Source organism: Sphingobium sp. BHU LFT2 (genome assembly GCF_018604485.1).
Classification (GTDB): domain Bacteria; phylum Pseudomonadota; class Alphaproteobacteria; order Sphingomonadales; family Sphingomonadaceae; genus Sphingobium; species Sphingobium yanoikuyae_A.
On record NZ_JAFCGW010000010.1, the window covers coordinates 20945 to 44779 of the forward strand.

Sequence of the window (23835 nt, forward strand, 5' to 3'; positions counted from 1 at the left end):
CAACCGGAGTTAGGACAATGACCATTCCGCTCGATTATGAAACGCTGCGCGTCATCTGGTGGCTGCTGCTGGGCGTGCTGCTGATCGGCTTCGCCCTTACCGACGGCTTTGACCTGGGGTCGGCGGCCTTGCTGCCCTTTGCCGGCCGGACCGACGAGGAACGGCGCATGATCATCAACAGCGTTGGCGCCACCTGGGAAGGGAACCAGGTCTGGTTCATCCTGGGCGGCGGCGCCATCTTTGCCGCCTGGCCCTTCGTCTATGCCGTCAGCTTTTCCGGCTTCTATCTCGCCATGTTCCTGGTGCTGTCGGCGCTGATCCTGCGGCCCGTCGGCTTCAAATATCGCTCGAAGAAGCCGGACGCCCGCTGGCGGGCCGGCTGGGACTGGGCGCTGTTCGTCGGCGGCCTGGTGCCCGCGCTCGTCTTCGGCGTCGCGGTCGGCAATGTGCTGGTCGGCGCGCCCTTCCGTCTCGATGGCGACCTGCGCATGTTCTATGAAGGATCGCTGCTGGGCCTCTTCACGCCCTTCACCCTGCTGACCGGCCTGCTGTCGGTCGCGATGCTGGTGCTGCATGGCGCTGGCTGGCTCAGCCTCAAGACGCAGGGGCCGGTGCTGCAGCGCGTGCGCCTTTATGGTCAGGGCGCAGCGATCCTGTCGATCATTCTGTTCGCCATCGGCGGGCTGTTCGTCGCCTGGAGCGGCATGGGCTATCGCGTCGATGGCGTGATCGATCCCAATGGCCCGTCCAACCCGCATCTGGGTGGCGCGGTCGCGGCGGCGGGCGCCTGGCTCGACAATTATGCGGCGCATCCCTGGATGCTGCTGGCGCCGATCCTGGGCTTTGTTGGACCAGTGCTGGCATTGCTGGGCATTCGTGGCCGGCGCGACACGCTGGTCTTCACCGGCTCGTCGATCGCCAATGTCGGTATCATCAGCACCGTCGGCCTGTCGATGTTCCCCTTCATCCTGCCCAGCTCGATCGATCCGGGTTCCAGCCTGACCGCATGGAATGCCTCGTCCAGCCACGGCACCTTGTTCACCATGCTGATCTGCACCGTCATCTTCCTGCCGATCGTGCTGGCCTACACGGCCTGGGCCTACAAGGTGATGTTCGGCCGGGTGACCGAGCGGGAAATCCGCCTCAACCCCGACTTTTACTAAGGATCCGACCTATGTGGTATTTTGCCTGGATATTGGGCGTCGGCCTGGCTGTCGGCTTCGGCATCCTCAATGGCGTCTGGCACGAGTTTCATTCGGAACCCGGCGAATATTGAGCTGACAGATAGCGCCCCGGCGGTTTGACACAGCCGGGGCGTCGCGCCACCCCATCGCGGCCAGAAGAACGCAGGGGAAGGGCATGGACGAAGAGGCTGCAACCGCCCGCATCGCGCGCCGCCATGCCCAGATATTGGGCGATGCGCCCCGCATCGAAGCGCTGAGCATCGACGAATATAGCGCCGATCTCGACCCGCTGATCCGGCAGATGATCGCCATCAACCAGAGCATCGACGCGCGCGAGGCGGACCTGCTGACCGACGTAACCGAAGCCCAGGCGCAGGGGCAGGGCGACATGTCCGTTGTGTTGGCGCGTCTGCCCGAAATCATTCGCACCATGATGCGCCATCCCGCGCTGTTCGCCCGCCAGACCGATGTTGGCGTTACGCTGCTGACGCAGGGCAAGCTTTCTGCGCGCGATCGGGAAATGGCGATCCTGCGCGTCGCCTGGCTCTGTCAGGCGCCCTATGAATGGGGCGAGCATGTGATGATCGCGCGCCATGCCGGCATCGGTCGGGACGAGGTGGAGCGGATCGTGACCGGTTCGGAACGACCATGACCGGGCGATCCTGCGCGCCGTCGAGGAACTGCATGGCGACGCCATGATCGCCGACGCAACCTGGGCCGTGCTGGCTGCGCGTCTGGACGAGGCGCAACTGATCGAACTGACGGTCCTGATCGGCCAATATCAGGCCGTGGCCTATTATCAGAACAGCCTCAAGCTGCGCCTGCACGGCGGCAACAAGGGGCTGTCCGCCCGATAAGCCCGGCCGTCAGATCGGTTCAGTTGGCCGGTTCAGCCGATCCGTTCACTCGGCATGTTTCGGGGCGGGACTGTCCACCCTGACGAAGCCGTGCGGGGTCTGGACCCACTGGCCGGCCTTCTTGCTGGTCGGCGTGAAGGCGACGCGGGCTTGGGGGCTGCTAGCGCTACGAATTGGCTTCATGGCTGGATACTCCCTGTTCCTTTTCATTCTATCCAAAATCACGCTGAACGAACCTCGGGAATAGTACGGGGATCGTCTATTTTCGGGATATTTTGTCGGATTGGATATTATTGCGGCCTTGAAATGCAAATTCACAAGTGCCCCTTTTGTTCCTAAGGAAAATCGCAAAATTCGCATGGTTTAGGTGCATCGCCGCTGTGATTGGTTTGTCCAAATTGGTCATGCCAACTTGTGGGACTGCCGGCGCCGGGTTAGCCTCCCGCAAAATCGAGGGAGGATGCCGTGACGAAGGGCCGCATGTTGATGCTGGGAAGCCTGTCCCTGCTGGCAATGACGGGTGTGATGCTGGGCGCTGCCACGCCTTCCGTCGACCCCGGCCGCTTTGCTCAGGTCGCAAAGGTCGATGACCAGTATCAGGCCTATAATGTCGAGATGGTGGAGGTGGTCGGCGGCCGCTTCTGGGCCCCATATCCCAAGCCGGGCGAGGCGCGGCCCCAGCCGACGGCCGGCGGCAGCGGCGGCGTCGACATCGCCGCCGTCATGTTCCGCAAGCGCGAGCCGATCGACCTGACCGGCGACACGCGGCTGCGCAATCTCGCCCGCGCGCTCGGGCCGACCTATGTGCGCGTGAGTGGCGGCTGGGCCAATGCCGTCTATTTCCATGACAGCGATACGCCGCCGCCCGCCACCCCGCCCAAGGGCTATCAGAGCGTGCTGACCCGTGCCCAATGGGCCGGCGTCGTCGACTTCGTGAAGACCGTCGGCGGCAAGCTGGTCGTGTCCTTCCCCGTGAGCGATGGCGCGCGCGACGCGTCGGGCGTGTGGGATTCCGATCAGGCGCGCCGGCTCAACGCCTATACCGAGAAGCTGGGCGGCCATATCTACGCCGCCGAACTCATCAACGAACCCAATGCGGGGTCTATGGTCGGCCTGCCCAAGGGCTATGACGCGGCCGCCTTCGCCCGCGACATGGCCGTCTTCCGCGCCTTCCGCGATGCCGATGCACCGCAGATGAAGCTCGTCGGGCCGGGCAGCACGGGCGAGGCCGGATTCGTCATCATGCCCCGCAATATCGGCGTGGTGCCGACCGACGCACTGATGAGCGCCGAGCCTCGGCCCAGGGTCGATATCTTCTCCTATCATTTCTACGGCACCGTCTCGAAACGCTGCGCCGCGATGGACAAGAGCGCGGGGATCAGCCCGGACCGGGCACTGGACGAGGACTGGCTGGCGCGGGCCGACAGCACGGCGACCTATTACAAGGAACGGCAGCAGCGTTTCGCGCCCGGCACCGATATCTGGATCACGGAAACGGCGCAGGCGGCCTGCGGCGGCGACGCCTGGGCAGCGACCTGGCGCGACAGTTTCCGTTATGTCGACCAGTTGGGGCGGCAGGCGAAGCAGGGCGTGACCGTGGTCTTCCACAATACGCTGGCGGCCAGCGACTATGCGCTGATCGATGAGGCGACGATGATGCCGCGGCCGAGCTATTGGGCGGCGGTCCTATGGGCGCGGCTGATGGGCAATGTCGTGCTGGATGCGGGGCAGAACGCGGGCAAGCTGCATCTCTACAGCCAGTGTCTGCGTGGGACACCGGGCGGCGTCGCGCTGGTCGCGATCAATCTCGATACCGCCAATCCCGCCAGCCTGTCGCTCGCCGGCAAGGCGACCCGCTACACCCTGACCGCCGACAATCTGGACGCGGGCAGCGTGAAGCTCAACGGCCGGACGCTGGCGGTGGGGCAGGATGGCGTCTTGCCCAATCTCAAGGGCGTCGCCGCGCGAGGCATGCAGTCGCTACCAGCGGCGAGCATCAGCTATCTCGCCTATCCCGATGCCCGTAACCCGGCCTGTCCCTGACGCCTGATACGGCGCCGGGCAGGCCGGGAAGGGGCTGTCCGGCGCATCAGGCCAGGGCCAGGGCAAAGGCGCCCATATGGGCGATGATGGCGCAGCACATGATGGCGATCGCGCCCTTGATGCTCAGAAAATCGGTCATGGTCGGTCTCCTTGGCCGGTCGGGGCGGATGATCCATTCATCGGCCCGCCGGTATGAGAGGGAGCGATGGCAGCCCACGATTGACGGGCAAGCGGCTTTTCGTCACGCAGGGAGAACAGAAGAAAAAGCGCGGAAAACCGGGCCATTCGCGGTTCGCGTTTCGCGAATGGAGAGGGGGATTGCGTGAAACGTCTCCGCCGTGTGCTGCTCGAACTCTGGGCGATGCTGCCGGTCGCGGCGGTGGTCGGCTTTCTTGGCCCCTTTGGCACCTATTTGTCGGGCGACTTCCTGCTGCGCGCCGGGCGATGGTGGATCATGCTGATGGGCGCCTATATACTCGCGCGGCCGACGCTGATCGCCTGGCGGGCGATCGCGCGGGCGACCCGCCTACCGCGCGGGTCTCTGGTCTTCTGGGGCATGGTCGCCTCCAGCTTTCCGATGGCGCTGATCTGGCGGCTGGTCGGGCGGGACGAGGTGCGACTGCTGGGCGGTTATGCCGGCCTGTTGCCCTTCACCTTGCTCTGTTGCCTGCTGGTGATGACCATCGCCTGGTGGGCGGAACGGGCGGACGCGCATCTGCTGCGCTATTATGATGAGCATATGGGGCCGACCACGGTCTTCGCGTCGGCGCTGGAAAGGGGCGTGCCTATGGACGCACCAGCGAAAGAGGCGGATGTTCGCCTCCATCGCCGGCTGAGCCCCGCCTTCGCCGGTCCCATAGTCGCGCTGGAGAGCGACGATCATTATGTCCGCGTCCATGGGCCGCATGGCAGCGAACTGATCCTGATGCGGCTGCGCGATGCCATTGCCGAAATGGACGATGTGCCCGGCGCGCAGACCCATCGCAGCTGGTGGGTCGCCAAAGCGGCGCTTGCCGACGGCGCAAGCGTGGGCAAGGGCCGGGAAATCCGGCTGACCAACGGTCTGTCCGCGCCGGTCGCGCGTGATTCCCTTGATCGCCTGCGCCAGTCCGGTTTCCTGCCGGACTGACGCGCGCGGGTCAGAGGATCAGGTTCAGCGCGACGATGATCAGGATCGTCGCCAGGATCGTGCGCAGCACCGCTTCGCGCACATGCGAGGCGAGCAGGCTGCCGACGATGATGCCGGGGATCGACCCGATCAGCAGTGATGCCAGCAGCGACATGTCGACCGTGCCCAGCCACCAATGGCCGATGCCCGCCACCAGCGTCAGCGGCACGGCATGAGCGACGTCGCTGCCGACGATCCGGGCGAGCGGCGTGCGCGGATAGAGGATCAGCAGCGCCGTCGCGCCGATCGCGCCGGCCCCGACCGAGGTGATGGTCACCGCCACGCCCACGACCACGCCCAGCAATATGGTGAGGTTGCGGGTGGTGGCGGGGCTGCGATCCTGGCCATGGGTGCGCGACCAGGCCGTGATCCGATCGCGAAACAGCAGCACCAGGCCGGTGAGGAACAGCATCACCCCCAGCGTCACCTTGATCGGATCGACCACGGCGGCCGACGGCGGCCCCATCGCCCGCAGCGCCATCAGCGCGCCGATCGCGGCCGGCATAGACCCCAGCGCCAGCCAGCCGACGATCGCCCAGTCGACCGACCGCTTCCAGCCATGGACCAGGCTGCCCACGCTCTTGGTGACGCAGGCATAGAGCAGGTCGGTGCCGACGGCCGCAGCCGGGTGGAAATTGAACAGCAGCACCAAAATCGGCGTCATCAGCGATCCGCCGCCAACGCCGGTCAGCCCGACCAGCGTGCCGACGATGAAGCCCGTCAGGGAATAGAGCGGATTGATCGTCACGGCCGCTCCTGCAGTGCATGACGACAGGCGGTGCGACCCATCATGGCGTCACCTAAGGGCGTTTGCGCCGCCCATGCAAGTCCCTGCACTCGATCCATATCCCTGCGTCCCCCTTATGTTTCGCGGTGGGACATAGCGGACGCCATGGCGGGGTGAAACCCGCCCCTTGCTTGAGGGGGGTGATAGCTTTGCTATGGACGGCGCGCGCCACATATCGCTCCCGCGGCTGTCTGGCCTGCGTCTGAGCGCCTAGCGTGCCGCCATAATCGACAGGAGCAGGATATGATGGAACGGGCACGGGTGGCGGTGGTGACGGGCGCGAGTTCGGGCATCGGCAAGGCGATTGCGAAGGCGATGGCACGGCAGGGCTGGCGGGTGATCGGCACCGGCCGCGATCCCGAACGGCTGGCGGCTGCGAAGGCCGAGATAGCGGCGGAGGCGGCCGGCGCATCGGTCACCATGTTGCGCGCCGACCTGTCGCTGCTGGGCGGAGCCGCCCAACTGGCGCAGGATATCGCTGCGCTGACCGACCGGGTCGACCTGCTGTTCAACAATGCCGGCGGCATGACCGATAAGTTGGTGATGACGGACGAGGGGCTGGAGGCGAATTTCGCCGGTAATCATCTGGGGCCGTTCCTGCTGACGCAGCGCCTGCTGCCGCTGTTGCGCAAGGCGACGCAGGATCAGCCGGCGGGCGCCGTGCGCATCCTCAACACCGCCTCAGACGCCAGCGAGATGATCCCGGCGATCAATCTGGACGACATGCAGAATCTGGAACGGTTCAGCCCCGGCATGGCCTATTGCACCGGCAAGCTCGCCAATGTGCTGTTCGCCCGCGCGCTGGCCGATCGGCTGGCGGGGGAGGGGATCGTCGCCCATGCGGTCCATCCCGGCGCGGTCGACTCGAACTTCTTTTCCCATGCGCCGGCTGACACGCAGGAGCGCTCGCGCGGGCTGGACAAGGCGAGCGAGGCGGACGGAGCGGACACGCTGGTCTGGCTGGCGACTGCCCCCGAAGGGGCGGCCAGCAATGGCGGCTATTGGTATCGCCGCGCACCGCGCACGCCCAACACGCTGGTCGAGGATGCAGCGATCGTCGATCGCTTCTGGCAGGAAAGCGAAAAGCTGATCGCGGCGCATGGCCGCTGAGAAAGCAAGGCGCCCCGGACCGGCAATCCCCATCGCCGGTCCGGGGCAGTCCCTCCCCCAGGGAACTTATTCCGGCACCTTCACCTGCGCCAGGCGCGGCGAAAGCAGGTGGATCGCCAGCAGGGCGATGAAATAGGCGCTGCCTGCGACGGCGAAGAGCGGTGCATAGCTGCCGATGCTGTCGAGGATATAGCCGGCATATTTGGCCATCAACATGCCGCCGATCGCGCCCGCCGTGCCGCCGATGCCGACCACTGATCCGACCGCCGCACGCGGAAACATGTCCGACGGCAGGGTGTAGAGATTGGCGGAAAAGGCCTGATGCGCGGCGGTGGCGATGCCGATCACCAGAACGGCGACCCACAGATTGTCGATCGACTGGGCAAAGAAGACCGGCGTGACCGCAGCGGCACAGACCAGCATGGTCAGCTTGCGCGCGGCGTTGACGCTGTGCCCGGCCTTCATCAGCCGTCCCGACAGCCAGCCGCCGGCCACGCTGCCAAGGTCCGACAACAGATAGATAGCGACCAGCGGCGGGCCGAAGCTGATGAGGTCGAGGCCGTAGCGCTCGCCCAGATAGCCCGGTAGCCAGAAGAGGAAGAACCACCAGATCGGGTCGATGCAGAATTTGCCGATGGCAAAGGCCCAGCATTCGCGCACGGCAATCAGTCGGCGCCAGCCGATCGGCGTGACCGGGTCGGCCGGATCCTGCTGGATATAGGCAAGTTCGGCGGCGCCGACGCGCGGATGCTCCTGCGGCCGGCGATAGAAAATCAGCCAGGCGGCGAGCCACACGACGCCGAATATGCCGGTCGCGATGAAGGCGAAGCGCCAGCCATATTGGATGGTCAGCCATGGCACCAGCAGCGGCGTGATGATCGCGCCGACATTGGCGCCGGCGTTGAACAGGCCGATCGCGAAGGCGCGTTCCTTCTGCGGGAACCATTCGGCCACCGCCTTGATGCCGGCGGGGAAATTGCCGGATTCGCCGACGCCCAGGCCAAAGCGGGCGAAGGCGAACTGGGTCACGCTATGCACGCCGCCATGGGCAACATGGGCGATCGTCCAGATGATGATCGCGACGGTATAGCCCAGCCGCGCGCCGATCGCGTCGACCAGCCGGCCAAAGCCCAGATAGCCGATTGCATAGGCCGCCTGGAACCAGAAGACGATATTGGCATAGTCGGTTTCCGACCAGTGCATCTCGGCCGCCAGCGTGGGCTTCAGCACGCCGATCATCTGCCGGTCGACATAGTTGATCGCGGTGGCGGCGAACAACAGCCCGACGATCACCCAGCGATAGCGCCCGACCCTCTGGGTTGCTCCGGCGACGGCCTCGTTCATTCTCTTCCTCTCCTCTTGCCCTGCGGCCTTGTCAGGCGGCCGCTTGGGGGCGGATAACGCAGTGTGCGGTGCCGAGCGGTCCGAAGTCCGCAACCACCGTCTGCCCGACGCGCACTTCATGCACGCCGGTGACGGCGCCTGTCGATATCCATGCGCCCGGTTGCAGCCTTATGCCGCGCGCGGCCAGATTTTCGAGCAGGAAACGCACGGAGCCGATCGGTCCATCGGGGAAGCTGACCGCGCGGCCGGTGCCGGCGACGACGCCATCGATGCTCAGGCTGATGTCGATCTCGGCAAAGGCCAGGCTCTGCCAGTCCGGCACGGCCGCGCCGATCAGCAGGCCGTTATTATTGCCGAAATCCGAAACGGTGACGGCCGGGCCATGCTCGTTGATGCCGGTGAAGGGCGAACTGGCGATTTCCAGGCCGATATGCACGGCGTCGACCAGCGCGGCGGCTTCCTCCAGGGTAAAGCTGGTCTGGGTAGGGTCGGGCGCCTGGCCGATGCGCAGCAGGAATTCCGCCTCCGCCGCGCCAAAGCCCTGGGCAAAGACCAGCCCGGTGGCATCGGGGGTCAGGGCATGGATGGTCGGGGTGAAGATCGGCCCGGCCAGGCGATCGGCGCCGAAACGCTCGACCAGCGGGGCGGGCACGCGGCCGACCTTCCAGCCGCCGACCGGCGCATCGACCAGCGCCAATGCCTCCGCCTGGATTGCATAGCCGTCGGCCAGGCTGGGCGGGATCGGGCCGGGATAGTCGGAAAAGCCCGTCGCCTGCTGTCGGGCGGTGACGAAGGCGCGCGCAATGGCGGCAGGGGAAGCGGCGGTCACGATGATCCTCTCGGCTGGTTCTGCCTCTCGGGATGCCTGCAAGAGTAACCGGTGTCAATAGATTTGCCGAGTGACGCATATTGCGCTGGTTGCGGGCCATAAGCGCGCTATAAAAGGGCCATGACAAAGACACCCAGGGACGAGGGCGCCACCGCCAAGCTGACGATCAACGACATTGCCCGCATGGCCGGCGTGTCGAAGAAAACGGTCAGCCGCGTCATCAACCGATCGCCGCTGCTGAACCAGGAAACCCGCGGCAAGGTGGAGGAAATCATCCGCCAGACCGGCTATGTCCCCAATCCGCAGGCGCGCGCGCTGGCGCTGGGGCGCAATTTCCTGATCGGCCTCATCTATGACAATCCCAATGCCCAGATGGTGCTGAGCATGCAGAAGGGGATATTGGAGGCGCTGCACGGCACCGAGTTCGAACTGGTGGTGCGCCCGGTGGACAGGGGCGCGGCGATGGTGATGGAGGACATCCATAATTTCGTGACGCGCCAGCGGTTGTTCGGTGTCGTCGTGCTGCCGCCGCTCTCCGAAAATGACAGTCTTTCCAAACTGTTCGACGATGCCGGCTGTCGTTATGTGCGCATGGGTTCGGCCCTGCTCGACGATCCGGAACATATGGTCGCCTCCAATGACCGCGACGCGGTGGCCGATGCGGTGCGCTATCTGATCGCGCAGGGGCATCGGCGGATCGGCCTGATCGCCGGGCCGCATGGCTTCCGTTCCGCCAAGGAACGGCGCGAGGGCTTTGAAATGGCGCTGGCGGAAGCCGGCATCAGCCTGCCGCGCAGCCTGGTTGCGGACGGACAATATACTTTTGAATCAGGGGTTTCCGCTTCGGAAAACCTGTTCGACCTGACCTCGCCGCCGACTGCGATCTTTGCCAGCAATGACGAGATGGCGGCCGGCGTCCTCTATGCCGCGCGGCTGCGCGGGATCGAGGTGCCGGAACAATTGTCGATCATCGGCTTCGACGATACGCCGCTCACTACCCGCGTCTGGCCGCCGCTGACCACGGTGCGCTGGCCGATTGCGGCCATGGGCCGCGCCGCCGCGCTCAAGCTGATCGGCACCGCCATAGGCGAGGAAGCAGAGGTCAGCGAGCCGTCGCTGTTCAGTTCGACCCTGATCCGGCGCAGTTCGGTGGCGCCTGCATCGGGCTGATCCACGCTAAGGTTGACACCGGTTTCCGAATTTGCTTCCCAAGGGACAATTGCGAATAACCGGTGAGGATATCATGTTCGACAAGACCTATTATGCGACCCACCCCGACATGATGGAGTGCGTGTCGAACGAGGAGCTGCGGGATCGCTATCTGATCGGCGGGCTGTTCCGTGACGGCGAATGCGTGCTGAACTACACCCATGCCGAGCGTTTCGTGATCGGCGGCGTGGCGGTGGCCGATGCGCCGGTGAAGCTGCCGGCGCAGACCGAGCCGGCTTCGGCGGCGGGCCATCCCTTCCTGGAGCGGCGCGAACTGGCGATCGTCAATGTCTCGGGCGTGGAAGGCACCGTGACCGTCGACGGCGAAGTCTTCACGCTCGGCAACAAGGATTGCCTCTATGTGACGATGGGCGCGAAGGACGTGGAGTTCGCCGGCGCCGGCGCGCGCTATTATCTCGCCTCCTGCCCGGCGCACAAGGCGTTCACCACCCGCAAGCTCGGCATTGCCGACGCCAATGCGCTGGAGCGTGGCAGCCTGGAGGAATCGAACGAGCGCACCATCTTCCAGCTCGTTATCCCCGGCATCTGCGACAGCGCGCAGCTGGTCATGGGCCTGACCGTGCTCAAGCCCGGTTCGGTGTGGAACACCATGCCCCCGCACATCCATGAGCGCCGCAGCGAGATCTATTTCTATTTCGAGCTGGATGGCGATGCCGACCGCGTCTTCCACTATATGGGCGAGGGCGATGCGATGCGTCACATCGTCATGGCCAATGAGGAAGCCGTGATCTCGCCGCCCTGGTCGATCCATATGGGATCGGGCACCAAATCCTATGCCTTCATCTGGGCGATGGCCGGCGAGAACCAGGACTATACCGACATGAACGTGCTGGACATCTGCCAGCTGGCCTGACGGTTTTTCGCCCCTTTCGCGCGAGCGGAAGGGGCCAGGGAGTCCTGATATGAGCACTATCTTCGATCTTGGTGGCAAGGTCGCCATCGTCACTGGCGCCAATACCGGCATCGGCCAGGCGATCGCGCTGTCGCTGGCGGCGGCGGGCGCCGACATTGCGGCAGTCGGCCGCACCCCGGCGGAGGAGACCGTCGAGAAGGTTCGCGCGCTCGGCCGCAAGGCGGAGATCGTCTCGGCCGACCTGTCGAGCATCGAGCCGGTGCAGCGCGTCGTCGACGAGACGATCGCGAAACTGGGCGGCCTCGACATCCTCATCAACAATGCCGGCATCATCCGCCGCGCCGACAGCGTCGACTTCACCGAGGAAGATTGGGATGCGGTGATCGACACCAATTTGAAGTCCACCTTCTTCCTCGCCCAGGCGGCCGGGCGGCACATGCTGGCGCAGGGCAGCGGCAAGATCGTCAACATCGCCTCGCTGCTGTCGTTCCAGGGCGGCATCCGGGTGCCGAGCTATACCGCGTCCAAGAGCGGCGTCGCCGGCCTCACCAAGCTGCTGGCGAACGAGTGGGCGGCCAGGGGCGTCAACGTCAACGCGATCGCGCCGGGCTATATCGCCACCAACAACACCGCCGCGCTGCAGGCCGACGAGACCCGCAACCGCCAGATCCAGGAACGCATCTCGGCCGGCCGCTGGGGCGACCCCAGCGACATCGGCGGCGCGGCCGTGTTCCTGGCCTCGCCGGCCGCCAATTATATCCATGGTCATGTCCTCGCCGTCGATGGCGGCTGGCTGGCCCGCTGAACTGAATGACCTCCGTTGGCGATTCCAACGCGAACGGATGAAAATCCAAGAGGAGGGCTCAGCCTCCCGACCCAGCACAGGAGGACGGATGCCCGATATCGACCGGCGGAGCGCGTTGACCGGGGCTGCGGCCCTGCTGGGCGCCAGTCTCGCTCGCCCGGCCCATGCCGCCACCGCCAGCATCGTGACCACCCGCAAGGGCCGGGTTGCCGGCACCCGCGAGGGCGGCCTCCATGTCTTTCGCGGCCTGCGCTATGGTCAGGATACCGCGCCCCGCCGCTTCCAGGCACCGCTTGCGCCCGATGGCTGGACCGGCACGGCCGATGCCAGCGCCTTCGCCTCCTCCTGCCCGCAACAGGGCAAGCAGGAGCTGGAGAGCGAGGATTGCCTGTTCCTCAATATCTGGACCCCCGGTCCCGACCCGCGCGCCAAACGGCCGGTGATGCTCTACATCCATGGCGGCGCCTATTCCAACGGCTCGGTGGTCGATCCGCTGACCTATGGCGACCGGCTCGCGGCGCAGGGCGATGTCGTGGTGGTGACGGTCAACCACCGGCTCAACATCTTCGGCTATCTCTATCTCGCCCGGCTCGATCCGCGCTTCGCCGACAGCGGCAATGCGGGCCAGCTCGACCTCATCCTCGCGCTGCAATGGGTGCGCGACAATATCGCGGCCTTTGGCGGCGATCCCGGCAATATCCTGGTCTTCGGCCAGTCGGGCGGCGGCGCCAAGATCGCGACGATGATGGCGATGCCCGCCGCCGCCGGCCTGTTCCACCGTGCCATCACCATGAGCGGCCAGCAGGTAACGGCGTCGGGCCCGCTCAACGCGACGAAGCGGGCGCAGGCCTATCTCGCCCGTCTGGGCGTGAAGGCCGATGACCTGTCATCTTTGCTGTCACTTTCAACGGCGCAACTGGTGGAGGGGCTGGCAGCGCAAGACCCGATCTTGGGTGGCGGCCTTTACATGGGCCCCGTGCTCGACATGACGCATCTTGCGCGCCATCCCTTCTGGCCCGATGCGCCGCCCCAGTCGCAGGCTATCCCGATGATGCTGGGCAACACCCATGACGAGACCCGCGCCTTCATCGATCCCCATGGCCCCAGGCTCAAGGGGCTCGAATGGTCCAACCTCGCCGCCCGGATGGCGCCGGAACTGCGCATGGACCTCTCGCCCGAATGGATCGTCGCCCAATATCGCGCGCGTTATCCCGACTGGTCGGCAGAGCGCATCTTCTATGCCGCGACCACGGCCGGGCGCAGCTGGCCGGGGCAGGTGCTGGAGGCGGAGGCGCGCGCCCGCGCCGATGCGCCGACCTGGGTCTATCAGGTGGATTTCGCCTCGCCGACCCAGCCCGATCGCGGCGCGCCGCACACCATGGACATCGCACTCGCCTTTGGCACGCTCGATGCGCCGGGCAGCTTCACCGGCACGGGCGCAGGTGCCCAGGCCGCCTCGCGCGCGCTGATGCAGCGTTTCCTCGCCTTCGCCCGGCATGGAGATCCGAACGGCGCAGGGCTGGCGCCCTGGCCGCAATATCGGCTGGACGGGCGGCAGACGATGATCGTCGATGTCGACAGCCATGTGGAAAGCGATCCGCGCGGCTGGGAGCGGGAACTCTTCGCCCGCGTCCCCTATATCCAGCCGGGTAGTTGAACGCCGTTCGTTGCCGGGCCGCAACCAAAAGGGGATGGGCGCGTTGAGTCCGCCCATGCAGTTGGAGGAACCGCATGGATACCCAGGATGTCGATTATGTCTCGGAACGCGGCGAGCTGCATTTTCTCGCCGCTCTGGTCGATGAGCTGATGCGCCGGCTGATGCTGTCGGGCGTGCTCAGCCAGGCCGAACTCAACGCGATCGAGGCGGATGTCGCCAAGCGCATCGGCAATGTGCCGCGCGCCTGGTGACTTGCCTGGTCAGTGAACCACCGGATAGCTGATGATCAGCGCCAGCGGTTCCTTGCCGACCTGCCGGATGCCGACCTGGGCATCCTTGTAGAGATAGGCGGCCATGCCCGGCGTCAGCGGCTTTTCCACGCCGTCGGACGTCACCACGCCTTCGCCCGACAGGACATAATAGACCTCGTCATGGGCGATCGGATGGACGCCGATCGCCGCGCCGACATGCAGTACGCGCTTGCGGAATTCCATGCTGCGCGGCTGCGGCACGGCGTCGCTGATGCGATAGGCGGTCGACATGCCGATCTCGCCATGCGGCGGCGGCTCGTCGCGCATCACCTCGCGCTCGTCGACGACCACCATCGGCGGCGCGGCGGCGGCCGCCAGCAACAGCATCAGGCTCATGGCTTTGGCTCCTGTCGCATCATCTTGTCGCGGTCCGACAGATGCTCGGTCGTCTCGTCCTTCTGGCCGGGATAGCGGCCCGATTTCGGCTCCATCGTGTCGAGATTCCAGTCGCCCTCGACAAAGGGCGCGCGAGTCGGCGCGAACTTGGGATAGCCGCCCACCTGCTTCTCATTGTCGATGATCTCGCCGCGCCCTTCGGCGACGAAGAACAGCACGCGCAGATCATCGGCATCCCGGTCCCACGGACGGGCGCCCGCGCGCCACAGCACATGGGTCTCGACATCGCGCACCGGCAGTACGTCCAGCCCCTGCCACCAGGTCGGCGGTGTCTGCGTCTCGATCAGCCTGGCCTTGGTCTCGCCATAGCGGCCGAACATCGGCAATGGCTTGCCGAACTTGTCGACGGCCAGATTGTCCTTGCCATAATATTCCAGGTCGCCGTCGCCGCCCAAGGTCAGGAAGGGCAGGCCGGTCGCCGTCGATACGCCGCCGCGCATGACATTGCCGACCGCCGCCAGCTTGCCATTCTGATAGGGATGTTCGCCCCATTCCAGCGCCATCAGATTATAATGCACGCCGCGCTCGCCCGGATCATAGATGATGTTGTTGACCACGGCGGCATGGACGCCGCCTTTCAGCAGGGGGTTGCGCTCGACATTGTGGGCGTAGACGTTGCGATAAATCAGGATGTTGGTCGCATTGTCGTGGATCAACGTGCCCTTGCTGTGCTCGCCCTTGGGATGGCTGGCATTGGCCAGGCCCTCGGCCGCCAGATTATAGGAAAAGGTGATGTTATGCGCCGTGTTGGCGCGCCATTCGTCGGGCGTCTTGCCATTGAAGCGCGGGCCGGACGCCGACATATTCTCGTCGATCGCCCAGGTGAAGCTGCAATGGTCGACGATGATGTCATGGCCGCCGACCACCGACATGGCATCCGCCTCCCATCCGCTCAGCAGCGGCTGGTCGTCCACTCCGGTGCGCACGCGGATATGGCGCATGATGACGTCATGGGTGGCGATGTCGATGCCCGACCGGATCAGGGTGATGCCGGGGGAGGGGGCGGTCTGGCCCGCAATGGTCAGATAGGGTTCGCGGATGGTGATGGTCTGGCGCGCCATGTCGATGACGCCGCCCACCTCGAACACGACGATGCGCGGGCCCTTTGCTTCCAGTGCCGCCTTCAGGCTGCCGGGGCCATCGGCCGCCAGCGTGGTCACGCGGATGATGCGGCCGCCCCGGCCGCCGAGCGTTGCCGATGCCCAGCCGACGGCGCCGGGAAACGCGGTCTTTGCGCTGGATGCGCTGGTCCTGGCCGGTGCGGCGGATAGGGTTGCGGGCAGGGGGATCAGGGCAAGGCCGGCAAGCGGCAGGGCGATCAGTGTGGCGGTTATTTTCATGCTTCCGAAAGCTCCTCTCCTGGCCAGACTTGCACCGTGACGGCGATGATGCAAGCAATTTGACACCGGTGTCGAATCTGTTTGCAGTCATTGTGGCAGCGAGGCGAAGGCGCGGGCTGCGCTCCGTCATTCTACGTCATGTGGTCCATATTGCGGTGCAAAATGGCTCGATATGGACGCTTTTCCCACAGGAGGGCGCGGAAAATCGCCGCGAGCGCTGGCTCGGCAGCTTCAGACATAATTGCCGCAATGATCATTGACATTGATCCGCAGTCGGGTCACAAGTTTCTGACACCGGTGTCTTCAAGGGGACAACATCGGGCCGCACCCCCAAAGAGGCGTGGCGGAAATATGGAGGGATGTTTCTATGATTGCGTTCGTACAGGCTTCGTCCGCCCGGAAATGGCTGTCCGCAGCCTCGACCCTGGCATGCGCCATCGCCTGCGTTTCCGCCGCTCAGGCACAGGCTCAGTCCGTGCAGGGCGATGCCGCGGTTGCGCCGGATCAGGGGCAGGCGGATGCCGCAGCCCAGGAATCCGACATCATCGTCACCGGTTTCCGCCAGTCGCTGGGCGCGGCGATCAACCTCAAGCGCCAGTCGGTCAGCTCGGTCGACGCGATCGTGGCGGAGGATATTGCCAAGTTCCCCGACCAGAATCTCGCCGAATCCCTGCAGCGCATCCCCGGCATCTCGATCCAGCGTGACGGCGGCGAAGGGCGCGCGATCACCGTGCGCGGCCTGGGTGCGCAGTTCACCCGCGTGCGCGTCAACGGGCTGGAAACGGTCGCCACCTCGACCGATGGTGCCAGCTCGAACCGCGACCGCTCCTTCGATTTCAACGTCTTCGCGTCCGAACTGTTCAGTTCGCTGGTCGTCCACAAGACCGCCGAAGCCTCGCTGGACGAAGGCTCGCTCGGCGCCGTGGTTGATCTCAACACCGGCAATCCGCTCGGTGGCAAGGAAGGGCTGACCCTCGTCGGTTCGGCGACCGCCTCCTATAATGATCTGGCCAAGAATTGGGGGCCGCGTCTGGCCGGCATCGCGTCCTGGAAATCGGCCGACGGCCGCTTCGGCGTGGCCCTGTCGGCCGCCTATTCGACGCTCGATACCAAGGAACTGGGCAATAACAGCGTGCGCTGGGCCCAGGCCCGCTTCGACAATGTCGATGGCACTCCCTGCTTCACCCAGCCCAATTCGGGCGGCACCTATGTCAAGAGCGCGGCCTGCGATGCGGCGGCCCTTTCCTTCCACCCGCGTATCCCGCGCTATGGCGAGGTGCGTCATGATCGTGAGCGGCTGGGTCTGACCGGATCGATCCAGTTCGCCCCGACCGACGCGACCAAGATCTCGATCGATGGCCTCTATTCGCGCTTCAAGGAAACCCGCGAGGAGAAGTGGGGCGAGGTGCTGCTGCGCTCCAACGAGCGGTCGATCAATGTCGTCAATCCGGTCTATGACGATAATGGCAACATGATCTCGGCCACGCTCAACGATGCCTGGGTCCGCACCGAACATTATCTGCGCAAGTCGAGCACCGAATTTTATCAGGTCGGCGGCACCTGGGACCAGGATGTGACGGACAAGTTCCGCTTCACCCTGCTGGGCGGCCTGTCCAAGTCCAACGCCGACATTCCGGTCGAAACCACGGTGGTCTTCGACGATCGCGATGCCCAGGGCTATAGCTATGACTATAGCGACATGAAGCATCCCAAGCTGACCTTCGGTACCAGCGTGACCGATCCGGCCAATTTCCAGCTCGCCGAAATCCGCGACCGTCCGTCCAACACCACCAACCGGTTCAAGACCGCCCAGTTGCGCACCGAATGGGATGCGGCGGAGGGGCTGACCGTGAAGGTCGGTTCGATGTGGCGCCGGTTCGACTTCAAGACCGTCGGCTATCAGCGCGATACCGCGGTCTGCGGCAATGGCGGCAAGGATCTGGTGCTGGGCACCATCACCTGTTCGCCGACCAGCCTGTTCGGCCCGAGTGCCGTTTATGGCTTCCAGGCGACGCCGGAATTGAGCGAACTCTTCACCCTGGGCAAGGCGGGCCAGCCGTCGGGCACCACCACCCAGTGGCTGATCCCCAATCTGGACACGGCGACCGCCTACACCAAGCTCTATGACCGCGCGCTGGCGCTCGACGTCGGCAACAACCGGTCGGTGCGCGAGGAAGTGACCGGCGGCTATTTCCAGTTCGATGCCAAGGGCGACCTGTTCGGCCTCGAATATGCGCTGAACGCGGGCATGCGCTATGCCAAGACCGACCAGCGCTCGACCGGCCTCAATGGCGGCATCCCGGTGACGATCAAGCGCAGCTATGAGGATTGGCTGCCGGCCGCCAACCTGGCCCTGTTCCCGACCGACAAGCTGGTCATTCGCGCGGCGGTGGCCGATGTGATGACCCGCCCGACGCTGGGCAGCCTGACGCCGGGCGGCTCGGCCGACGGCTTCCAATATCGTGTCAGCTACGGCAACCCCTATCTCAACCCCTATCGCGCGACCGCCTATGACCTGGCCGTCGAATGGTATTTCGCGCCCCAGTCGCTCTTCTCGGTCGCCCTGTTCAAGAAGGATGTGCAGAGCTTCCCGGTCGCCGCGACCATTTCCAACGCGACCTTCGCGGAAACCGGCCTGCCGGCTTCGGTGCTGGTCAGTTCCTCGCCCGCCGCGCTCAATCCGGCGCTGCAGGCCGAACCGATCTGGACCATCGCGACCACGGTCAACGGCACCGGCGCCTCGCTCAAGGGGGCGGAAATCGCGCTGCAGCTGCCCTTCACCTTCCTGCCGGGCATCTTCAAGCATTTCGGCATCCTGGCCAACGCGACCTTCATCGACTCCAACGCCACCTATAATGTGTCGGGGCCGGCGGTCGTGCCGGGTGGCGGCCTGGTCAATGTCGCGCGGGAGAATACGTTGTTCGGCGTGTCGAAGCGGGCCTATAACGGCACCCTCTATTATGACGACAACCGCTTCAGCGCGCGCGTCTCGGCCAGCTATCGCGGGCCTTATAGCGACCAGAACAGCGGCACCGGCAACGTCTTCGAAGGCTATAATTCGACCGTCAATGTCGATGCCTCGGTCCGTTACAAGGCGACCGACTGGCTGGAATTCACTCTCGACGGCATCAACCTGACCGATGAATATCGCGGCCGCTACACCGACCTCGATGCCAATCGCAACTATGAGTACAATCATTTCGGCCGCACCTTCCAGTTCGGCGCGCGCGTGAAAATGTAGCCTGTTCTTTCGGGTCGCGCCATCACGGGCCAGCCGCCTTCTGCACGAGGTGGCTGGCCCTTTTTCTTGGGCCAGTGGTGGGGCAGGGATGGTGCCGGGCAGACGACAGCAATAGTCCATTCATATAATGACATTGACTCGCGTTAGCGTTCTCAAATAAGGCGCCGCCAAGAATATTTGGGGGATTATATGGTGCGGTCGTCTTTCTTTTTCTCCGGGGCGGCGATCGTCGCGCTGGCAAGCCCAGCCATGGCGCAACAGGCGCCGGATGCCGATATGGACCAGGCTCGCGCCGACATCATCGTCACCGGCGAAAAGAGCGCCCGCACCCTGCAGCAGACCCCGACCAGCATCGCCGTCGTCACGCCCGAGACGATCGAGCGCGAGGCGCTGATCACCATCCAGGACGTCTATAACCGCACCGCCAACCTGTCCGAAACCTATGGCTCGTCCGGCTTCACCATCCGCGGCATCAGCAATAGCGGCGTCGGCGCGGGCGGGCAGGCGGATGCCGCCAGCGTCTATGTCGATGGCGCGCCGGTGCCCAAATGGGCGCTTTATGGCGGCCCGACCGACCTGTGGGATGTGCAGCAGGTGGAAGTGCTGCGTGGCCCGCAATCGACCATCCAGGGCCTCAACGCGCTGGCCGGCGGCATCGTCATCACCAGCAAGGATCCCTCGCTGACTCGTTGGGGCGGTGACGCGCGCGTGCTGTGGAGCGAATATGATGATCGCACCTTCTCCGCCGCGATCGGCGGACCGATCATCAAGGATGAGTTGGGCATCCGCCTGTCGGCCGAGCGCCGCAACGATCGCGGCCTCATCTACAATGTCACCCGCGACGAATATAGCGACGCGCTGGAATCGCTCAATCTGCGCGGCAAGATCAAGTGGACGCCCCAGGCGATTCCGGGATTGGAGGCAGTCGCCAGCTACAATCGCGTGCGGCGCGACGGCGGCTATCTCTACGAATATGCCCGCACCGACGTGCCCAATTATTTCAACCACCGCGTTGCCACCGGTGACCAGCCCAGCCGCGGCAAGATCGACAGCGACCTTGCCGTCTTCAACATCAGCTATCCGCTGGCCCAGGGGCTGAAACTGTCGAGTGTCACCTCCTGGAACCGCTCGCGCGTCCATTCGGTGATCGATACCGACGGCACGCCGCAGGATATCCAGGCGATCGACAATCGCTATAATTACCGCACCCTGACCCAGGAAATGCGCCTTAACTATGATGGCGAACGGCTGAGCGGCCTGCTGGGCGCCTGGTATTATCGCCGCACCGGCAGCATCGACCAGAATAGCCGGGTGAACATCGATACGCCGACCGCCACCATCGCCGCCCTGCTGCGCGCCAATGGCGCGACCGCGGCGCAGGCGACTTTCCTCAGCAATGCCTATGCGGCACAACTGCCGGTCATCCCGGTCGCCTATTCGGCTGACCAGCCGGAAAAGGTGGAGACGATGGCGCTGTTCGGCGATGCCCGTTTCAAGCTGACCGACCGGCTGACCCTGATCGGCGGCTTCCGCTTCGACCATGAGCGCAACCGCTATGCTGCGCAAACCGTGGCGACCTTCAACGGCACGCTGCCCGATGCCAATTTCCTCGGCGCCGCCTATGCCCCGATCATTTCGCTGATCAACCAGGGCGTTCTGGGGCTGGTCGACGATGCCTCCTCGCCGCTGGCGTCCAACAGCCGGAGCTTCAACGCCTTCCTGCCCAAGGCGGGGATCAGCATGGACTGGACGCCGGACCTCACCACCGCCTTCACCGTCCAGCGCGCCTATCGCTCGGGCGGCTCCAGCCAGAACCCGGCCCGCGCCCTGCTCGTCGCCTATGATCCGGAATATAGCTGGAACTATGAAGGCTCGCTGCGCTCCAAATGGCTGGACGGGCGCCTGACGCTCAATGCCAATGCCTTCTACATGACGTGGAAGGACCAGCAGGTCACCGCCTATTTCGGCCAGAATGCCTATGATTACAACACGGTGAACGCGGCAGGATCGCATCTTTACGGAATCGAGCTGGAAGCGAATGCCACTATCGCGCGCGGCATCGATCTCTATGGCTCGGTCGGCCATGTCCGCACCAAATTCACCGACTTCGTCCTGCCCGCAGGGGCGACCAGCACGGTTGACCTCACCGACACCCAATTCCCCTATGCGCCGCGCTGGACCCTGTCGGGCGGCATCAATGCGCAGTTCGGGCCGGGCTTCGTCGCCAATCTCAACGCCAATTACCGGTCGTCGGTCTTCACCGGCGTCGGTCAGGATCAGGGCCAGTACAAGGTCGGTGGCCGCACGGTCGTGAATGGCAAGATCGGTTATGAGACCGATCATTGGTCGCTGTTCGTCTTCGCCCGCAACATCCTCAACGAGGATTATATGCAGTACCAATATGCCGCGATCCATCAGGCGATCCTGGGCGAGCCCCAGACCGTCGGCGTCGGCGCGAGCGTCCATTGGTGATCGCGCTCGCCAGCCTGCTGCTTATCGCGGGCGGCGCCCTGGGCGCTGCCCTGCTGCGCCGCTCTTGGGTGCGGCGGGACCGCTCCGTGCTTGGCCTGCTGCTGGCGGGATGGGCCATATTGATCGGCCTGCTGGTCGCCGCCTTCCTGCTGATCGGACCGGTCAAGGGGCTGGCCTTGGGACTGGCGATGGAGGGGATCGGTGCGCTCGCCATCATCTGGTTCGGCCGGGTCCGGCGCAAGGCGGCGCGGGTGCGCGATGGCGATGTCGCGCCCGAGCCGCTGGAGGAGCCCGGCCGCTTCTGGCGCGGGGTGCTCCGCGCCTTGCTCGCCGGACCGCTCGGCATGACGGCGGCGATGGGTGTGGCCTTTTGCGTCACCGTCTATCTGCCCGGTGATCCGCGCACCCGGATCGTGCTCGGCGGCCTGTTGCTTCCGATCCTCTGGGGGCTGGCCATGACCTGGACCCTGGCGGACCGTCGCCTGCTCCGCGCCACCGCCGTGCTGGTCGGCACCAGCATCATCGGCTTCGGCCTCGCCGCCTTGGGAGGGGCCGCATGAACGACCAGAGCGTCCAGACCAACAGCCGGGCGAAGAAATGGCGCTGGCCCTTGTCGCCCGAAACGGTGCGATCGGTGCTCAGCAGCCACTCGGTGCTGGGCCTCGCCTTTGCCGCGATCATCTATATCGTCTGCCTGACCGGCACGGTCGCGGTGTTCGCACCCGATCTGGAGCGATGGGAAGTGCCGGCGACGCCGGTGGTGACCAGCCTGTCGGATGCCTCGGCCGCCCGCGCCATCGCCGAAGCGGCCAGGCGCGCGCCGGCCGACACCACCCTCTATCTGTCGCTGCCCACCGCGAAACAGGATGGCGCCAGCCTCACGGCCTTCAGTGCGACCTATGAACATAAATGGGGCGTGGCGGCCGATGGCGCGCTGTCCGATCTCGAAGCGGTCTGGACCGAATTCCTGATCCATCTCCATATCAACCTGCATCTGCCGCGCAGTTGGGGGCAGTTCATCGTCGGCCTGACCGGCGTGGCACTGCTTTCCTCCCTGGTGTCGGGCATATTGGCGCATCCGCGCGTGCTGCGCGATGCCTTCCATCTGCGGTTGGGCGGTTCGCGCCGCCTGCAGGAGGCGGACCTGCATAATCGCCTCGGCATCTGGGCCTTGCCCTTTCACTTCACCCTGGCGTTGACCGGGGCGCTGCTGGGGCTCAGCACCATCATCGTCGCGATGCTGGCGATGCTGCTCTATCGGGGCGACATGGGGAAGGTCTATGAACTCTTCCTCGACCCGCCGCCCAAGGTTGACGCGCGCGCCGCGCCCATTCCCGATATCGCCCGGCTGATCGCCGATGCCCGCGCTCGCGCGCCGGCGGCCGTGGCGGACAATATCATGGTCGAACGGCCCGGCCGCGCCGATATGCGCATCTCGATCCACAGCGGCCGGCCGCACTTGCTGACCCAGCAGGACGAGGTGCAATATGATGCGCGCGGGCAACTGCTCCATCAGGAGCAGCCGCAGGATCTGGTCGCCGGCACCCGAATGCTGAGCGGCATCGGCCAGCTGCATTTCGGCTGGTTCGGCGGGCTGCCCGTGCGGATCGCCTATGGCCTGCTCGGCATTGCGCTCTGCATCGTCACCTCCAGCGGCGTGACCATCTGGCTGGCCCGCCGCCGCGATCGCGGCCGGCCCGCGCCGCAATGGGAACGGATCTGGGCTGCGATCTGCTGGGGCCAGCCGGTCATCCTCGTCCTCACCGCCGTTCTGGCCTTCGCCCTGCCGCAAGCGCCGCTGCCGCTGGTCTGGCTGGGCCTCACCATCCTGTCGGTGCTGGCCGCCGGCATGGCCAAGGCGCTGCCCGGTCCGCGCCTGTCGCGCGGTCTGCAATGGGCGCTGGTCGCGGGCCTGCTGGCGGTCGGGCTGCTTCACGGCGCCCCACTGCTGGCGGGCGGGCAGGGGCTGCTGGTCGACCTGTTGCTGCTTGCCGGTGGCATCGGCCTGCTGCTCGCCCTTCTGCGCAGCCGCGCGCCAGCCAAGGCCTAAGGCAGAAACTTGCCATTCCCCTCCCGTAAACGGGAGGGGCAGCGAGACTTGCGCGCGCAGCGCGCTAGTCGCAGCGGGGTGGGCTTGCGCGACGCTGCCCCGGCTTTCCTACTCGGCCCGTCTCTGATCTACCCTTGGGGATGCAAGCGTCGCCCCCT

The 23835-nt window shown here is 65.4% G+C and carries 22 protein-coding genes; 16 read left to right on the forward strand and 6 right to left on the reverse strand.

All coding sequences use genetic code 11. From position 1 onward, the window contains the following. The first annotated feature begins 17 nt into the window (after positions 1-17). The 4 genes from cydB to JQK15_RS26935 all read left to right on the forward strand — a co-directional run bounded on the left by cydB (position 18) and on the right by JQK15_RS26935 (position 2041). Positions 18-1163: a cytochrome d ubiquinol oxidase subunit II gene (gene cydB, locus JQK15_RS17420; protein ID WP_214866630.1), complete on the forward strand. Its 1146-nt coding sequence runs from the start codon at positions 18-20 to the stop codon at positions 1161-1163. Positions 1164-1174: 11 nt separating this feature from the next. Further along, positions 1175-1276 (forward strand): cytochrome bd-I oxidase subunit CydX, encoded by a 102-nt coding sequence (gene cydX, locus JQK15_RS17425; RefSeq protein ID WP_004207768.1) that lies wholly within the window; start codon positions 1175-1177, stop codon positions 1274-1276. 83 nt (positions 1277-1359) lie between these two features. Continuing rightward, positions 1360-1836: a carboxymuconolactone decarboxylase family protein gene (locus tag JQK15_RS17430; RefSeq protein ID WP_251007837.1), complete on the forward strand. Its 477-nt coding sequence runs from the start codon at positions 1360-1362 to the stop codon at positions 1834-1836. Between the two features lie 43 nt (positions 1837-1879). Continuing rightward, positions 1880-2041, forward strand: a complete 162-nt coding sequence (locus tag JQK15_RS26935; RefSeq protein WP_251007838.1) for a carboxymuconolactone decarboxylase family protein — start codon at positions 1880-1882, stop codon at positions 2039-2041. A 45-nt stretch (positions 2042-2086) separates the two neighbouring features. On the opposite strand, the gene JQK15_RS17435 is transcribed toward JQK15_RS26935, so the two are convergent. Then, positions 2087-2224, reverse strand: coding sequence for a hypothetical protein (locus JQK15_RS17435; protein WP_004207766.1), 138 nt, complete (start codon positions 2222-2224; stop codon positions 2087-2089). Between the two features lie 282 nt (positions 2225-2506). On the opposite strand from JQK15_RS17435, the gene JQK15_RS17440 reads away from it, so the two are divergent. Both JQK15_RS17440 and JQK15_RS17445 read left to right on the forward strand, forming a co-directional pair. Continuing rightward, on the forward strand, positions 2507-4084 hold the full coding sequence (locus JQK15_RS17440; RefSeq protein ID WP_353047218.1) for a glycosyl hydrolase family 79 N-terminal domain-containing protein: 1578 nt from the start codon (positions 2507-2509) through the stop codon (positions 4082-4084). A 340-nt stretch (positions 4085-4424) separates the two neighbouring features. Then, entirely contained in the window at positions 4425-5213 is a 789-nt protein-coding gene (locus JQK15_RS17445; protein ID WP_214866717.1) for a LytTR family DNA-binding domain-containing protein, read from the forward strand. A gap of 10 nt (positions 5214-5223) precedes the next feature. Here the strand turns inward: JQK15_RS17445 and JQK15_RS17450 are convergent, their stop codons facing one another. Continuing rightward, positions 5224-6000, reverse strand: coding sequence for a sulfite exporter TauE/SafE family protein (locus tag JQK15_RS17450; protein ID WP_010338010.1), 777 nt, complete (start codon positions 5998-6000; stop codon positions 5224-5226). Between the two features lie 282 nt (positions 6001-6282). Here JQK15_RS17450 and JQK15_RS17455 point away from each other — a divergent pair, with 282 nt between their 5' ends. Next, entirely contained in the window at positions 6283-7149 is an 867-nt protein-coding gene (locus JQK15_RS17455) for an SDR family NAD(P)-dependent oxidoreductase (RefSeq protein WP_214866631.1), read from the forward strand. A gap of 66 nt (positions 7150-7215) precedes the next feature. On the opposite strand, the gene JQK15_RS17460 is transcribed toward JQK15_RS17455, so the two are convergent. Together JQK15_RS17460 and JQK15_RS17465 are read right to left on the reverse strand one after the other, a co-directional pair. Then, entirely contained in the window at positions 7216-8493 is a 1278-nt protein-coding gene (locus JQK15_RS17460) for an MFS transporter (RefSeq protein ID WP_004207760.1), read from the reverse strand. A 31-nt stretch (positions 8494-8524) separates the two neighbouring features. Further along, the gene (locus tag JQK15_RS17465; RefSeq protein ID WP_214866632.1) at positions 8525-9322 is read right to left on the reverse strand and encodes a 2-keto-4-pentenoate hydratase; all 798 of its coding nucleotides are present in this window, start codon (positions 9320-9322) and stop codon (positions 8525-8527) included. Positions 9323-9442: 120 nt separating this feature from the next. Between JQK15_RS17465 and JQK15_RS17470 the strand changes: the two genes are divergently transcribed. The 5 genes from JQK15_RS17470 (at position 9443) to JQK15_RS17490 (ending at position 14118) form a co-directional block, all read left to right on the forward strand. Next, entirely contained in the window at positions 9443-10492 is a 1050-nt protein-coding gene (locus tag JQK15_RS17470) for a LacI family DNA-binding transcriptional regulator (protein WP_004207757.1), read from the forward strand. Between the two features lie 73 nt (positions 10493-10565). Continuing rightward, the gene (gene kduI / locus JQK15_RS17475; protein ID WP_214866633.1) at positions 10566-11405 is read left to right on the forward strand and encodes a 5-dehydro-4-deoxy-D-glucuronate isomerase; all 840 of its coding nucleotides are present in this window, start codon (positions 10566-10568) and stop codon (positions 11403-11405) included. A 49-nt stretch (positions 11406-11454) separates the two neighbouring features. Continuing rightward, positions 11455-12210 carry a 2-dehydro-3-deoxy-D-gluconate 5-dehydrogenase KduD gene (kduD, locus tag JQK15_RS17480; RefSeq protein ID WP_214866634.1) on the forward strand — a complete coding sequence of 252 codons (756 nt, stop codon included), beginning with the start codon at positions 11455-11457 and terminating at the stop codon, positions 12208-12210. Positions 12211-12298: 88 nt separating this feature from the next. Beyond that, positions 12299-13867 carry a carboxylesterase/lipase family protein gene (locus tag JQK15_RS17485; protein ID WP_214866635.1) on the forward strand — a complete coding sequence of 523 codons (1569 nt, stop codon included), beginning with the start codon at positions 12299-12301 and terminating at the stop codon, positions 13865-13867. Between the two features lie 74 nt (positions 13868-13941). Then, on the forward strand, positions 13942-14118 hold the full coding sequence (locus JQK15_RS17490; RefSeq protein WP_164488846.1) for a hypothetical protein: 177 nt from the start codon (positions 13942-13944) through the stop codon (positions 14116-14118). 9 nt (positions 14119-14127) lie between these two features. Here JQK15_RS17490 and JQK15_RS17495 read toward each other — a convergent pair whose 3' ends face one another. Together JQK15_RS17495 and JQK15_RS17500 are read right to left on the reverse strand one after the other, a co-directional pair. Then, entirely contained in the window at positions 14128-14514 is a 387-nt protein-coding gene (locus JQK15_RS17495) for a cupin domain-containing protein (protein ID WP_214866636.1), read from the reverse strand. Then, a complete protein-coding gene (locus JQK15_RS17500; RefSeq protein WP_214866637.1) occupies positions 14511-15914 on the reverse strand; it encodes a pectate lyase family protein in 1404 nt (467 codons plus the stop codon). Before JQK15_RS17500 ends, JQK15_RS17495 begins: the two co-directional genes overlap by 4 nt. A 367-nt stretch (positions 15915-16281) precedes the next feature. Between JQK15_RS17500 and JQK15_RS17505 the strand changes: the two genes are divergently transcribed. The 4 genes from JQK15_RS17505 (at position 16282) to JQK15_RS17520 (ending at position 23677) form a co-directional block, all read left to right on the forward strand. Beyond that, entirely contained in the window at positions 16282-19155 is a 2874-nt protein-coding gene (locus JQK15_RS17505) for a TonB-dependent receptor (RefSeq protein WP_214866638.1), read from the forward strand. A gap of 189 nt (positions 19156-19344) precedes the next feature. Further along, complete coding sequence (locus JQK15_RS17510) at positions 19345-21627, forward strand: TonB-dependent receptor (RefSeq protein WP_214866639.1); 2283 nt, start codon at positions 19345-19347, stop codon at positions 21625-21627. Next, positions 21621-22187 (forward strand): hypothetical protein, encoded by a 567-nt coding sequence (locus JQK15_RS17515; protein WP_017502002.1) that lies wholly within the window; start codon positions 21621-21623, stop codon positions 22185-22187. Before JQK15_RS17510 ends, JQK15_RS17515 begins: the two co-directional genes overlap by 7 nt. Continuing rightward, a complete protein-coding gene (locus JQK15_RS17520; RefSeq protein ID WP_214866640.1) occupies positions 22184-23677 on the forward strand; it encodes a PepSY-associated TM helix domain-containing protein in 1494 nt (497 codons plus the stop codon). The genes JQK15_RS17515 and JQK15_RS17520 overlap by 4 nt, the downstream gene beginning before the upstream one ends. The last annotated feature ends 158 nt before the right edge of the window (positions 23678-23835 follow it).